Raw genomic sequence first — 12831 nt, 5'->3', positions numbered from 1 at the left:
CCCGTACTCACCCCCTGATTCGTCGTCGCTCATGCTGTAGACCTCCCTGCGAAGATGCCCTGCGGACGCACCACCAGGACGAGTATCATCACGCCGAACGCCGCCGCACGGGCGAAGCCGGACGGGATCCAGATCACCGCCGTCGAGGCGGTGAGCCCGATCACCAGGCCGCCCGCGATGGCGCCGTACACCGAACCGATGCCGCCGAGGATGACTGCCGCGAAGATGAGCAGCAGCAGCAGCCAGCCGTCGTTCCAGCTGAGCGTGCCCTTCCAGAGCACGAACATGAACCCGGAGACGCCCGTCAGGCCGCCGCCGATAATCCACGTCGAGCGGATGACGCGCTCGGTCGCGATACCGGTAATGCGCGCCAGCGCCTCGTCGTCCGACATCGCACGCATCGCCTTCCCCAGCTTCGTCCGCTGGAGCAGGATGTGGACGCCGAGCATCAGGCCGCCGGCGACGACGATCAGCAGCACGTCGTGTGCAGTGATCGCCACCGTCCCGTCGATGACGTTGGGCCGAATACCGGGGAGCGACCCGGTGTTGGTCGTCCCGCGCGTGCCCGAGTCGAACATGAACTGGATGACGTACCGGAGCGCGAACGCCACGCCCACGCTCGTGATGAGCAGCGGAATGCCACCCGAGCCGCGAATCGGTTTGTAGATGAACTTGTCGATGGCGAGTGCGAGCGCGATGGTGAACACGCCGGAGACCACCAGCCCGGCGAACACGGCCAGCGGCGTCTGGATGGCGTTGATGCCGAGTGCACCACCGAACACCGAACCGCCGGCACCCACCAGCGCCAGCGAACCGATGTTGGCCGCGGAGCCGAAGCCACCAGCGATGATGTACGTAGTGGCCCACCCCGAGAACGCCCCAGCCGTGATGTAATCACCGTGGGCGAAGTTCGCGAAGTTCAGAATACTGTACGTCATCGAGAGCCCGATGCCCGCCAACCCTATGACGAGGCCCCGCAGCACTCCGTCGAGAACCAGACTCATCACTCGTGCGATGGTGAGGTTCCCCATCGTGAGCTGTCTGACGAGGTCGACGACGAGCAGCACTGCGATTATTCCCAGTACTGCCGTCATCGGCTTCTCGACTATCTGGCTGCGGGCCCTATCGTACGTGCTTGATGCACCCATGGATGTCCCTTACACACATAGCGGAACAAGGAGATAGATAAATCTTGCCCGACAACACACCAGTTTCATCTCCGCGGCTGCGTGCGATTGTTACCCAATGCCACCTTCCCGTCCTCGTATTTCAGTGCACGGTCGATCCGGCCGCACACGCGACCAGCCGCTGTCCCATACGGTTCACCGTGGACCGACCCCCCGGATGGACCCACAAAGAAAACTCTTTCACCGGGCCCCCCACACCTCGAACCATGCCGGTAGGGACCCTTGACGACCTCTCGGTCGCCGGGCGTCGAGTCGGGGTACGCGTCGACATCAACAGCCCGCTCGACGACGGGGGCCTCGCCGACGACGCCAGGCTCCGCGCCCACGAGCAGACGCTCTCCGAGTTGCTCGAGAAGGACGCCCGCGTCGCCGTGCTCGCACACCAGGGCCGCCCCGGCGGTGACGAGTTCGAGACGCTCGCGACCCACGCCGAGCGACTCGACGAACTGCTCGACGCCCCGGTCAGCTACGCCGACGCCAACTTCGGAACTGCTGCCCGGGAGGCCGTCGAGTCCCTCGAACCGGGCACCGCCGTGGTCCTCGAGAACACCCGTTTCTACGCCGAGGAGTACATGGAGTTCGACCCCGAGGAGGCGGGCGAGACCCACCTCGTCGCGGGTCTCGCCCCCGCGCTCGATGCCTTCGTCAACGACGCCTTCGCCGCGGCCCACCGCTCGCAACCCTCACTCGTCGGGTTCCCGCAGCACCTCCCCAGCTACGCCGGGCGCGTCATGGAGTCGGAGCTCGACGTGCTCGCCGACGTCGAGGCCACCGAGCGCCCCCGCGTGTACGCCCTCGGTGGTGCGAAGGTCTCCGACTCCATCGACGTGGCCTGGAACGTGCTCGAATCCGGACTCGCCGACCAGGTGCTGACCGCGGGCGTCGTCGGCAACGTGTTCCTGCTCGCCGACGGCGTCGACATCGGCGACGCCAGCGCCGACTTCATCTACGACGAGGGGTACTGGGACGAGATCGACCGCGCCGCGGACCTGCTGGACGCCCACGGCGACCGCATCCGCTTCCCGCAGGACGTAGCTGTCGAGCGCGACGGCGAGCGACACGAGATCGGACTCAACGCACTGCCCGGGAACGAGGGTGAAGCCGCGATGGACATCGGCTCGGAGACCCTGCGGATGTACAAGTCCGTGCTCGCCGGCGCCGAGACGGTCATCCTCAACGGGCCCGCGGGCGTGTTCGAGGACCCGACGTTCGCAACCGGGACGAAGGAGCTGTACCGGGCCGCTGCGGATGTGCCGTACAGCATCGTCGGCGGGGGCGACACGGCCGCTGCCATCCGACAGCTCGGTATCGACGGGTTCAGCCACATCTCGACTGGCGGCGGGGCCTGCCTCCGACTGCTCACGGGACAGACGCTCCCGGCCGTCGAGGCGCTGCGCGACGGCTACGATGGCGATTGAACCGGCCGCGCTGGACGAACTCGACACCCTCGTCGACCTGTGGGTCGACCTCGCGAGCGAGCAACGACCCCACGGCACCCACGTCAGACCGACGGAGAACCGGACCACGATGCGCGAGCGGCTCGCACGTCACGTGGTCGACGGCTCGGTGCTCGTCGACCGTACCGACGACGACATCGTCGGCTTCGTCTCCTTCGAGCGCACCGACACCGATCTGAGCGTCGACGCCGTCCGCGGGCTCGTGAGCAACCTCTACGTCGTGCCCGGGTACCGCGGGGCGGGCCGCGGTGCTGCATTGCTGTCGGCCGCCGAGGCGGCGCTCCGCGAGCGAGGCGCCGACGTCGTGCAGCTCGAGGTCATGGCGGACAACGCACGCGCGCTGTCGTTCTACTCCGAACAGGGCTACGCGGACCATCGCTACGTCCTCGAAAAACGCGTCGGAGTCGAAAGCCATACTAAGGCCAACGACCACGACTGAGTTGCGGACCGTGCCAAGGGAGCATGGGCGGTGCATGCACTCGACTTGTAATCGAGACTTCGTGGGTTCAAATCCCACCCTTGGCTTCCTGCAGCGAGAGCGAGGCGACAGAGTCGCCTCGATGGCGAACGGGGAGCGGAGCGACCCGTGAGCGGAAGTGAGCAGCGGAAGCCACAGGTGTGGATTCGAAGCAGGGAGCGGAACGTAGTGGAGCGGCCGTGGTTCAAATCCCACCCGACAACGCCGACGCCAAGACCGGGCGACAGCAGCCAGCGGAATCGAGCCGTCGAGCTACCCGATGGTGTCGTACTCGTCGTCGAAGAGGTCGTCGTCGGGCTCGTCGGTGGACTGCTCGACTGTCCCGGTCGCCTCGCGGTGGTCGACGTAGAACGCGATGAGGTAGGTCCGGGTGAACGCGCCGACGATGCCGGCGGTGAGGAGGGTCGTGGCCACGATGATGCCGATATCGGTGGCGGAGAGCTGTGCGTAGACGTTCTGGACGGTCCCGGGTTCGACCGAGTCGAGGTTGTCGGGGTCGATGTCGAGGCTGGTGAACACGAGGTAGGCCGTGAGGAGGGAGGTCAGCAAGCCCGGCACCCACCGGACGACCGTGAACCCGATGGTGCTGAGGAGGTTGCCGCGGACAAACCGATAGCTCCGCTTGAGGCTGTCGAGTACGTCGGCATCGTCGACGACGATTGCGGCCTCGTAGAACTGGAGGAACACGACGGTCGCGAGGTAGAGGAGGAAGAAGGCGAACCCGACGAGTGCCGGGACGACGAGTGCAGTCGGGCTGACGCCGCCCTCGATGCCGGAGATGCCGACCGTCAGGAGGGTGACGAACCCCACCACGATGATGGCGACGAAGGCCACCACGAAGACGGCCAGCGCGAAGAAGATGGCGGCGACGAGCAGCGAGACGAAGTTCTCGCGGCCCGCGCGCACGAACGTCGTCAGTGACGTGGTCCCGTCGAGGCCCTCCTCGGCCATCCCGTAGATACCGCCGATGAGGAACGGGACGACGACGACCGTCGCGAGGTTGAGCAGCGACGCGACGAGGGGGAAACCGCTCCACTGGAGGAGTATCTGGGGCAGCTGTACGATGGCGAACGCGGTGGCGACGAGGAACAGGATGGGGTTCCGTGCCAGCGCCGAGCCGGCGTGTTTCGCCGCGGAGATTGCACCCATACGCGTTCCGCCGCGGTGCGAGCGTATAAATTGTCATGCTTGCGTGAGGAAAACGGACCGAAACCGACGTACACGCGCCGGCCGTCGAAGTAGCCATGCGAGTGAGTGTCATCGGTGGGAGTAGCGTCTCGGCGGCCGCGTACGAACAGGCCGTGACGGTCGGCCGGCTGCTCGCGGAGCGCGACCATACAGTCGTCTGTGGTGGGCTCGGTGGTGTGATGCGCGGTGTCTGTGAGGGCGCGAGCGGGGCCGGTGGCCGGACCGTCGGCATCCTCCCCGGCGATGAGATCGCGGCGGCGAACGAGTTCGTCGACGTGCCCATCGCGACGGGCCTCGGCCACGCCCGGAACGCGCTGGTGGTGATGAACGGTGACGCGGTCGTCGCCATCGACGGTGGCCCGGGGACGCTCTCGGAACTCGGCCTCGCGGCCGTCTACGACCGACCGATCGCGGGGTTGGGGACACACGACGTGCAGGGCGTGAGACAAGTCGACACACCGGTCGCCGCGGTCGACCACGTCGAAGCCCACGCGTGATGCTACTCGGTGACGAAAGCGACTGTTGTAGTTATAGGTGCGTTTATTGACAGTCCGGCTGTAGGGTGCGGTGTCGGCACTGGACCCGCCCACTCTGACCGAAACCCGACGGAGGTGTTGCCCGACGCCTCCTGACCCCACTGCCGACAGTTTTCGGACGGCGACTCACTCCTCGAACACTCGCGCGTGCAGCCCGTCGGCCACCACGTCCATCAGCGTCTGGAGGTTCTTCGCGTCGTCGCGGTTGTAGCGGACGAGCGTGTCGAGTGCCTCCTCGCTCCCGCGCTCGTACTCGTGCCAGAGTCGGACCGCGTCCTGGCCGGTGATGTCTGGCTCGTCCCGTCCGATGCCGACCTCCTGTTCGATGCTCTTGAGGCCACCAGTCAGCCCCAGCCGTTTGCAGGGGTACATCAGGTCGACGTGTGGCACGTCGACGTCGACGTCGAACGAGGTCTCGAGGAACGGCACGTCGAAGCGTGCCCCGTTGAAGGTGGCGACGAGCGCCGCGTCGTCGAACTGCTCGCGGAGCGCGCCCGCGGTCAGGTTGTCGCCCTGGACGAGCGTCGTCGTCTCGCCGTCCTGGTGGAACGAGACGGTCGTCACGTCGTCGCGCTCCTGCGAGAGCCCGGTCGTCTCGATGTCGAAGAAGCAGGTGTCGCCCCGGAAGTTCTCGTAGAACCGCCAGCGCTCGCTGCTGGGGAACTGCTCGTCGAAGAAGCGGCTGTCGCCCGCGTCCAGCCGGTCGGTGGCCGTCTCGATGAACGTCTCGATGCGGTCGGCCGTCGTCGCCCCGACGACCGAGCCGTCGAAGTCGTTCCAGTGGGTGATGCCGGCGCGCCAGAGCTCGCGTTCGGTCTGCTCACCGACGCCCCGGACCGGAATGAAGCTGTTCTCGATTCGCACGGTCGTACCTCGGTCACGCGGATAGAAAAGCTGTCGTTCCGCCGGCCCGGATTCGCCCCGTCAGAGGTCCTCGAACGCCTCGATACGCTCGCGCCACTCCTCGGGGACCGGTCTGGACTCCTTCGCCTCGGGGTCGTAGGCGACCTGGACCGTCTCGGCCGTCGCCGCGACCTCGCCCGACGCGCGGACCTCGTACGCGAAGTGGATGGTCGAGGTGCCGATGTCGGTGACCCAGATGGCGACCGTCACCTCGTCCTCCAGGGTGATCGGTCGCTGGAAGTCGATCTCGAGGTGGGCGAGGACGCTCTCCAGGGACTCCGGCGTCCCGAGCACCTCGGGGAGGTACTCGACGCGTGCCGCCTCGAGGTAGGAGGAGTAGATGGCGTTGTTCACGTGGCCAAGCAGGTCGACGTCGTTGTATCGGACGTCGATATCGACGGTGAACGGGTGTTCGCGCATACCCACCGTCGCCACCCGAGGCACCTGCGTCTTGCGGTAGCGGCCAGGCTTCGGTGTGCAGGCAGACGGGGTGAAGCCGACCGTCCGGTCGTTCAGTCCTCGCTTCTGGCGAGGTACAGCGTCCGGTCGGTGATCTGGATGAGCGCATCGGCCCAGCTGTCGAGTGCCTCGCCCGTCGCGCCCGGAATCTCGACCACGACGACGCCATCGTCGTCGACCTGCAACTCGGCGTGTTCGCTCTCCTCCCGTCCCAGGTAGTTCCGGAACTGGTACCGGAGCAGTTGCTCGCTCGACCCGGAGAACTCGGACCCACCGTCGGGTACCAGCTTCAGCCGCGCGACCTCGTTCTCGGCGCTGGCGGTGAGCCCGTACGCCTCGCCCGACAGCGGGAACGTGTACTCGGTGTCGTCGAGCTCTTCGGCCCCCTGGGGCAGCGGCAGCGAACTCACGTCCGGGGAGATGCTCGTCCCACCGACCTCCTGAGTGAGCGTCGTCAGCTCCTGCTCGACGAGGTCACCGACGCCCGCCGGCTCGTCGGTTCCGGGGTCGGCCGGCTCAGCTGCGTCCACGCCGCCATCGCTGTCGACCGAGCCGACAGTGTCGTGCTCGATACCGAAGGCCGTGGCGCTCGGGGCGTCGCCGCTCTCGGCATCGGGCGCCGTGTCATCGTTCTCGTGGTCGCCGTCCTCGCCCTCCGGACCGTCGGAGCCCTGCACGACTGCGGCTGTGACCGTCTCGGGGTCGGCGTGAGGCTCCGGGTCGGCGCGACCGGCTGCTGCTGCGTTCGTCTCGTCCTGCGCGGACCCTCCCGCGACCGAGGTATCGGTATCCACAGTGTCCTCGAAACTGGCTGGGTCCGTGAGACCGTTCGAGTCGCCCGTGCCCGCAGGCTCCGTGTCTGCCGTCCCGACCGGCTCGTCGTCGAAGTCGGAGAGCGGCGGTGCGGTCCCCGCAGCAGCGTCCGCGTCGTCTGGCCCCACCTCCGGAGCGTGCTCGCTCGTCTCCGCGATCGCACCGGTCGAGCGTGGGTGGGATTCGAACTGAGTCGCGTACCACGGTTCGTCGGCGGACGTCTCGAATCGGCCCGCACCACCGTCTCCGTCAGTGTCCGCGTCCGTGAACAGGTCGGGAGACGCGCCCATCCCCCGGTTCGTCTGGGCGTCCTGGCCGAAGGTTCGAACCGCCTCGGTCGCGGAGTCGTCCGGTTCGAATCCCTCCGCCGTCTGCTCGTTCTCGTCGTCGAGCAGCTGCACGATGGAGCCGTCCAGCTCGGGGTCGGCCGTCGCGCCAGCCTCGGCAGCCGCGTCGTCAGAGCCGTCGGCTTCGTCGGCGTCTGTATCGGAGCCGTCGGTGCTCGCGGTATCCTGGTCGTCGTCCGGTTCGGTCTCGTCGGTCGCGCCGTCGACCGTATCGGGAGCTCCGTCCTCCGTGTGGCCGATGTCTGCGCCGCGGCCGTCCTCGGCGTCGCTCGCATGGGCGTCCCCGTCCGTCTGCTCGGCATCCACCTCGTCGTCTTCCCCGTCGGTGTCGCCCTCTACGCTCGCCTCGCTCGCGCCGGCAGCTTCGTCTTCGCCGCCCAGCTCGTCCGTGACGTCCGACGCGTGGGCGTCACCCTCGACAGCCTCGTCGACGGGCTCTTCGTCAGCTGCCCCGTCGTCCTCCCGAGCGCTGTCTGCGGCCGTGTCACCCGGCTCGGCCGCCGTCTCTCTCTCACCCGTGGTCGAATCCGCATCTGTCTCGTCCATCGACTGCTCGCCGTCCCCGTCCGGGCCGGACTCGTCGATGTCGGCACTGCGCGCATCCACACCCTCGGTCGGATTGGCTCCCGGGTCGGCCGACGTACCCGCGGCCGACGAAGCGCCCGCAGGTGCTGCCGCGTCGGATCCGTTCCGCCCGGTCCGATCGTCGGCCAGCTGCACCCGGCCGACGACTCCCTCCGGCGAGGGCTGTGCCGCCTGCAGACCACCCACCGTCGACTGCCCGCTCGACGCGGTCGGCGTGCCGACCCCGGGAACGGCGACGTTCCGGGTCGCCCTGCGTGCCGGCGGGGACCGCGGCTGACGGTCTGCCGCGGCGCCGCGTCCGTCGGCGGTGGCGGCGGCCTGGCCGGCGGTCGGGGCCTGTCCCTCACCGCGCATGCTGTCGTGGATCCGGGTCAACGTGCCGTTTATCGTTTCCAGATCCGAATCCACGTCGTCCTCGAGCGAATCGACCTTCTCCGCGACGTCTCGCAGCGCGAGCGCGACGTCCCACATGACGACCACGCCGAGGAAGACGAGCATCAGGAGGATCGTCACTGCGACGCCGGCGAGTATCTCGATGCCTACTTGGACCATGGGTGACTCTCCTGTACGCGTACGCACAGTCGGGGTATCAGGGTTCGTTCGATATCGAACGGTGAGTCGTGGCCCGATACGTGCGACTGCGCCGCCAGGAGGCTGTATTCTCGGGTTCCGTTGCCGGCGTTCCCTCCCTCACGACGCCTCCGGGCCGGTCGTGCGAGGCCCCCGACAACCCGACGAACGGTTAAACGTCGGCCGACCGTAGCGACGGATATGAGTGATGTAGAAGAGTCGAGCGACGACGTCACCGACACAAGCGCGACGAACACGGCCGAGCCGGTCCACGTCGAGAGCCAGTCGCACCTGCAGACGCTGGTCGCCGACGAGGACGTCGTTCTGGTCGACTTCTACGCCGACTGGTGTGGCCCCTGCAAGATGCTCGAACCCGTCGTCGCGGAGATCGCGGCCGAGACGAACGCCACCGTCGCGAAGGTCGACATCGACGAACTACAGGCGCTCGCACAGGAGAACGGCGTCCGCGGCGTTCCGACCCTGCTGCTGTACGCGGACGGCGAACTCGTCGAGCGGATGGTCGGCGTGCAGGAGAAATCCTCGCTCGTCGGTCTCATCGAACAGCACGGCTGAGCGGTCAGATCTCGATCCAGCCGCTCTCCGCGTCGCGGTCGCGGAGATGCCACCGCTGTTCGAGGCGCACTTCGTCGTCTTCCTCGGTCCGTCTGACCTCCACGACGGCGTCGAACAGCGGTTCGAGCAGCCGCACGTAGTCGCTGTCGCGGTCGAGCGGCAGGTGGAAGTGCCCCATCCCGTCGGCCTGCCTGGTCCGTGACGTGACCATGTGGAGCAGGCGGAACACGTTCTGTGACTTGTGCTCCCGGAGAAGCGGCGTGACCGAGTCGAAGCAGAGCCGTAGTTCACCCGGGTCGAGCTCATGCTCGCTCTCCATGTCGTCGAGGTCGTCGATGATCGCCGTCCCGAGCGTGCTCAGGAGCTGTGGGCCGACAACGGCCTCCGTGACGTCGTCCGGGAGGCCCTTGGGGCTCGCAGCGACCCCGGCCTCGTTCTCCTGGCTGAGGACGCGCGTCTCGCCGCGCTGTTCCGTGGACGGCCCATGGCCGCACGTCTCGGTCCCCGTCGTGAAGACGTAGAGACGCTGTCTGGGCTCCTCGCTGTCGCCCATGAGTCTGCGACAGGCCGCACGGTGTGCCGTCGCACTCGTCCGCCCGACCAGGAGAATGCTGCTGCCCTCGCGTTTGAGTGCCGAGAGCGTCTGTGCGAACGTAGTGCTCCCGGGCACCCCCCCACCGTGGTCGGTACGCATTCTTTCGTCGAATTAGAAACAGGATGCAATAAATATTGTGGCTATTGGTTTACTATAATAACGTGTTACACCCGATGAAAACGAGTCAGTCGGGGAACGAGACTGCGCGAGGGGCGGCGCATGGTTTTTGTCGGCTACGCGATAAGGAGACGGTATGAGCGATTCCAGGGACGACGACATCGCCGCCGACGCCCAGGAGCTGGCGACAGAGCTCCGTGCTCTCAGGGAACAGCTCGACGAGCAGCGCCGTCGGCCGCCGACGGGACCGCTTGGCATCCCGCGACCGCCCACGCCGCGCGAGTTCATGGAGTTCGCCGATGAGGTCGCCATCCCCGCGACCATCGCCATCCTCGAGACGAATATCCGACTGCTCGAGGCGCTCCAGCGAGCGATCCGTCTCGCCGAGGGGGGTCGCCGGGCGGGCGAACGTGGACGCGACGCCGGCGGCCGTGCTCGCTCGACTGCCGAGTCCGTCAGCCGCGAGACGCTATCCCGCGCTTCGGACGCGCTCGCGGACCTCCAGTCGGTTCTGGAGGGAACGGATCTCCCGGAGAACGAATCGGCCCGGAGCATCCTGACCGAGGCACAGGACCTCCGGCGGGAGATACAGGAACAGCTCACGGCGAGCCGGACACAGGACCGGACGCTCGACGAGTTCGAGGAGGCCGAGGAGGCGGCCGGCGGCGACAGCACCGATATCGACGTGACCGACGGCGACGCAGAGAACGCCGAGGCGGACGACGAACCGGTGACCATCGACGTCGACGCCGAGCTGGAGACGCTGAAACAGCAGTACGAGGACGGGTCGAGCGGCGGCGATGCAGCCGGGACTGACAGTGAGGAGGACGCGAGTGACGACAGCGACGACGCGAGTGACGACCCGAAGGATGCGAGTGCGGGCGGAGTAGACGGAGACGGCAGGGGCGACAGGAGTACTGGGACGGACGAAGCGGGCAGGGACGACGGTCGCGGCCCAGTCGGTGCCGACGAGTAGCCGTGAGGCCCGGGCGGGGACGACGAGGAGTGTTCTGCGACCGCCCCGACGACCTAGACCGGTTCGAACCGGTAGCCGTCCCAGTCCTGGCTCTCCGGTTCCTTGATACCGGCCTCGGGGTCGCGAAGCTCCTCGACGTAGACGGGACGGACCGTCTCACCGGTCTCCACGTCGTCGGTCGTCAGCTGCCCGATGGCCCGGACGGACTCGCCGTCGACGTCGAACTCGACGATTGCGAGCGCGTTGGGCTGGCGAACCCCCGGCGGGGTCGCCGTCGAGTTCGTCCAGGTGATGACCTCGGCCTCGTACTCGCTGAGGTCGACCGTCCCGACCGGCTCGCTGCCGTTCGGGCCGATAGTGTGGCCCGGGTAGGTGATGCTGCCGTCTTCGTACCGGTAGGCTTCCATCGTCATTCTGCTGCCTCCATGATGGTGGTGATGACGCAGTTCCCGAACCCGCCGACGTTGCAGGCGAGGCCGACGTCCGCGTCGACCTGCCGGTCGCCAGCCTCGCCGACGAGCTGCGCGTAGATCTCGTAGCCCTGTGCGACGCCGCTCGCGCCGAGCGGGTGGCCTTTCGATTTGAGGCCGCCCGAGGTGTTGATGGGGAGTTCGCCGTCGATCTCCGTCTCGCCGGCTTCGACGCGCTCCCACGCGCTGCCCGGCTCCGCGAAGCCGAGACCCTCCATCTGGAGGAACTCGAGGATGGTGAACATGTCGTGGAGCTCCGCCACGTCCACGTCCTCGGGTTCGAGGTCGGCCATCTCGTAGGCCTGTTTCCCGGACTCGACGACGCCACCCATCACGGTCGGGTCCTCGCGCTCGTGGACGACGTGCGTGTCCGTCGCGCCCGCGACGCCGGTCACGATGGCGTAGTCGTCGGTGTACTGCTCGGCCACTGACTCCGGGCAGAACATGAGCGCCGCACTGCCGTCCGTGATGGGACAGAAGTCGTACAGCCGGAGGGGGTCGGCGACGATTGGCGACTCCATCACCGTCTCCAGGTCGACCTCCTTCTGGAACTGCGCGTGCGGGTTGTCCAGGCCGTTCCTGTGGTTCTTCACGGCGACCTTCGCGAGCGACTCTCGCGGGGCGTCGTACCGTTCGAGGTAGTGCCGCGCGGTGAGGCCGGCGAAGCTCGGCAGCGTGACGCCGTGTTTGTACTCGACCGGATGCGTGATGGAGGCGATGACGTCCGTGGCCTCGCCGGTCGTCCGGTGAGTCATCTTCTCGCCGCCGACAAGCAACGTCATGTCGGACGCGCCGGAGGCGATGGACTGCCACGCCGCGTAGATGCCCGCCCCACCGGAGGAGGAAGTCTGGTCGACCCGCTGGCTGTACGCCGGCAGCACGTCGAGGTCGTGCGCCAACGCGTTCATCACTCCCGTCTGTCCCTCGAACTCCCCACTTGCCATGTTCGAGACGTACAGGTGCTCGACCTCGTGGGGTGCGACCCCGGCGTCGTCGAGACAGGCCTCCCCCGCCTCGGCGAGCAGGTCCATCACCCACGAGTCCCGTTGTCCGAACTCGGTCATCGAGGCACCGATGACTGCTACACGGTCCATAGCCGGTTCCACTCGTGGCATTGGTTTAGTTATTCCCGTCACTACCACGTCTTGCGCCGCCGCGTGCTCGATGACGGCGGTAGCGAGGGGGAGCCGCATCGACGGACCGGCCCACTACCGCAGCGCAGTCGCACGGCCCCCCCACCCTTGCAAGTGAAGCAGGTCAGTCGGCCCATACACCCCCACCACCGTTGCGAGTGAACACCCACACTGCTCCAGCGAGGGTTCTCCGCGGATGCAGGGGGAGAGAGACACCACTGTTGCAAGTGAAGCCGTCGAGGGCGGGGATGGGACGTGACACAGAGACACCACCGTTGCGAGTGAAACCGGATTCGGGTGGGGGTGGGGGTAGATCGACGAGTTCTCGAGATAGATTCAGCTACTCACGTATTTACCGTCCTCAGACACTCTGCGTCAATATTTCACTTGCATCGGCGGTGGGTGTGCGTCTCCGCGCCAGTCGGTCATCTCGACCCGCCCACG

Annotated in this window: 13 protein-coding genes and 1 tRNA gene; 6 read left to right on the top strand and 8 right to left on the bottom strand. The window is 67.2% G+C overall.

The genetic code is table 11. The features are described from left to right. Nucleotides 1-29: 29 nt before the first annotated feature. A complete protein-coding gene (locus tag NO978_RS13040; protein ID WP_369684143.1) occupies nt 30-980 on the bottom strand; it encodes a branched-chain amino acid ABC transporter permease in 951 nt (316 codons plus the stop codon). A gap of 413 nt (nt 981-1393) precedes the next feature. On the opposite strand from NO978_RS13040, the gene pgk reads away from it, so the two are divergent. From pgk to NO978_RS13025, 3 genes are all read left to right on the top strand, one after another. Next, nucleotides 1394-2605, top strand: a complete 1212-nt coding sequence (pgk, locus tag NO978_RS13035; protein WP_257300028.1) for a phosphoglycerate kinase — start codon at nt 1394-1396, stop codon at nt 2603-2605. Continuing rightward, on the top strand, nt 2595-3083 hold the full coding sequence (locus tag NO978_RS13030; protein ID WP_257300026.1) for a GNAT family N-acetyltransferase: 489 nt from the start codon (nt 2595-2597) through the stop codon (nt 3081-3083). The genes pgk and NO978_RS13030 overlap by 11 nt, the downstream gene beginning before the upstream one ends. 12 nt (nt 3084-3095) lie before the next feature. Next, a tRNA-Thr gene (locus tag NO978_RS13025) sits at nt 3096-3169 on the top strand. A gap of 205 nt (nt 3170-3374) precedes the next feature. Here NO978_RS13025 and NO978_RS13020 read toward each other — a convergent pair. Continuing rightward, entirely contained in the window at nt 3375-4271 is an 897-nt protein-coding gene (locus NO978_RS13020) for a hypothetical protein (protein ID WP_257300025.1), read from the bottom strand. 95 nt (nt 4272-4366) lie between these two features. Here NO978_RS13020 and NO978_RS13015 point away from each other — a divergent pair, with 95 nt between their 5' ends. Further along, a complete protein-coding gene (locus NO978_RS13015) occupies nt 4367-4807 on the top strand; it encodes a TIGR00725 family protein (RefSeq protein ID WP_257300024.1) in 441 nt (146 codons plus the stop codon). Nucleotides 4808-4972: 165 nt separating this feature from the next. On the opposite strand, the gene NO978_RS13010 is transcribed toward NO978_RS13015, so the two are convergent. From NO978_RS13010 to NO978_RS13000, 3 genes are all read right to left on the bottom strand, one after another. Continuing rightward, nucleotides 4973-5710 (bottom strand): ribonuclease H-like domain-containing protein, encoded by a 738-nt coding sequence (locus NO978_RS13010; RefSeq protein WP_257300023.1) that lies wholly within the window; start codon nt 5708-5710, stop codon nt 4973-4975. A gap of 60 nt (nt 5711-5770) precedes the next feature. After that, nucleotides 5771-6169 carry a thioesterase family protein gene (locus tag NO978_RS13005; protein ID WP_257300022.1) on the bottom strand — a complete coding sequence of 133 codons (399 nt, stop codon included), beginning with the start codon at nt 6167-6169 and terminating at the stop codon, nt 5771-5773. Nucleotides 6170-6261: 92 nt separating this feature from the next. Next, nucleotides 6262-8505, bottom strand: coding sequence for a hypothetical protein (locus NO978_RS13000; RefSeq protein WP_257300021.1), 2244 nt, complete (start codon nt 8503-8505; stop codon nt 6262-6264). Between the two features lie 219 nt (nt 8506-8724). Here NO978_RS13000 and trxA point away from each other — a divergent pair, with 219 nt between their 5' ends. Continuing rightward, nucleotides 8725-9096: a thioredoxin gene (gene trxA / locus NO978_RS12995; RefSeq protein WP_257300020.1), complete on the top strand. Its 372-nt coding sequence runs from the start codon at nt 8725-8727 to the stop codon at nt 9094-9096. A 4-nt stretch (nt 9097-9100) separates the two neighbouring features. On the opposite strand, the gene NO978_RS12990 is transcribed toward trxA, so the two are convergent. After that, a complete protein-coding gene (locus NO978_RS12990; RefSeq protein ID WP_257300019.1) occupies nt 9101-9790 on the bottom strand; it encodes a hypothetical protein in 690 nt (229 codons plus the stop codon). Between the two features lie 154 nt (nt 9791-9944). On the opposite strand from NO978_RS12990, the gene NO978_RS12985 reads away from it, so the two are divergent. Beyond that, entirely contained in the window at nt 9945-10784 is an 840-nt protein-coding gene (locus NO978_RS12985) for a hypothetical protein (RefSeq protein ID WP_257300018.1), read from the top strand. Nucleotides 10785-10837: 53 nt separating this feature from the next. On the opposite strand, the gene NO978_RS12980 is transcribed toward NO978_RS12985, so the two are convergent. Next, a complete protein-coding gene (locus NO978_RS12980; protein ID WP_257300017.1) occupies nt 10838-11197 on the bottom strand; it encodes a nucleic acid-binding protein in 360 nt (119 codons plus the stop codon). After that, nucleotides 11194-12348 carry a thiolase family protein gene (locus NO978_RS12975; protein WP_257300016.1) on the bottom strand — a complete coding sequence of 385 codons (1155 nt, stop codon included), beginning with the start codon at nt 12346-12348 and terminating at the stop codon, nt 11194-11196. Before NO978_RS12975 ends, NO978_RS12980 begins: the two co-directional genes overlap by 4 nt. Between the last annotated feature and the right edge of the window lie 483 nt (nt 12349-12831).

This window comes from Haloarchaeobius sp. FL176, assembly GCF_024609245.1.
Classification (GTDB): domain Archaea; phylum Halobacteriota; class Halobacteria; order Halobacteriales; family Natrialbaceae; genus Haloarchaeobius.
Note: the sequence above shows the minus strand (reverse complement) of the source record. Positions and strands in the feature narration are given on the sequence as shown.

Bases quoted from the DNA above. Each gene is read 5' to 3' on its own strand.
- trxA (WP_257300020.1), top strand. From the start codon at position 8,725: ATGAGTGATGTAGAAGAGTCGAGCGACGACGTCACCGACACAAGCGCG.
- NO978_RS13000 (WP_257300021.1), bottom strand. From the start codon at position 8,505: ATGGTCCAAGTAGGCATCGAGATACTCGCCGGCGTCGCAGTGACGATC.
- NO978_RS13020 (WP_257300025.1), bottom strand. From the start codon at position 4,271: ATGGGTGCAATCTCCGCGGCGAAACACGCCGGCTCGGCGCTGGCACGG.
- NO978_RS12985 (WP_257300018.1), top strand. From the start codon at position 9,945: ATGAGCGATTCCAGGGACGACGACATCGCCGCCGACGCCCAGGAGCTG.
- NO978_RS12975 (WP_257300016.1), bottom strand. From the start codon at position 12,348: ATGGACCGTGTAGCAGTCATCGGTGCCTCGATGACCGAGTTCGGACAA.
- NO978_RS12980 (WP_257300017.1), bottom strand. From the start codon at position 11,197: ATGACGATGGAAGCCTACCGGTACGAAGACGGCAGCATCACCTACCCG.
- pgk (WP_257300028.1), top strand. From the start codon at position 1,394: ATGCCGGTAGGGACCCTTGACGACCTCTCGGTCGCCGGGCGTCGAGTC.
- NO978_RS12990 (WP_257300019.1), bottom strand. From the start codon at position 9,790: ATGCGTACCGACCACGGTGGGGGGGTGCCCGGGAGCACTACGTTCGCA.
- NO978_RS13005 (WP_257300022.1), bottom strand. From the start codon at position 6,169: ATGCGCGAACACCCGTTCACCGTCGATATCGACGTCCGATACAACGAC.
- NO978_RS13015 (WP_257300024.1), top strand. From the start codon at position 4,367: ATGCGAGTGAGTGTCATCGGTGGGAGTAGCGTCTCGGCGGCCGCGTAC.
- NO978_RS13030 (WP_257300026.1), top strand. From the start codon at position 2,595: ATGGCGATTGAACCGGCCGCGCTGGACGAACTCGACACCCTCGTCGAC.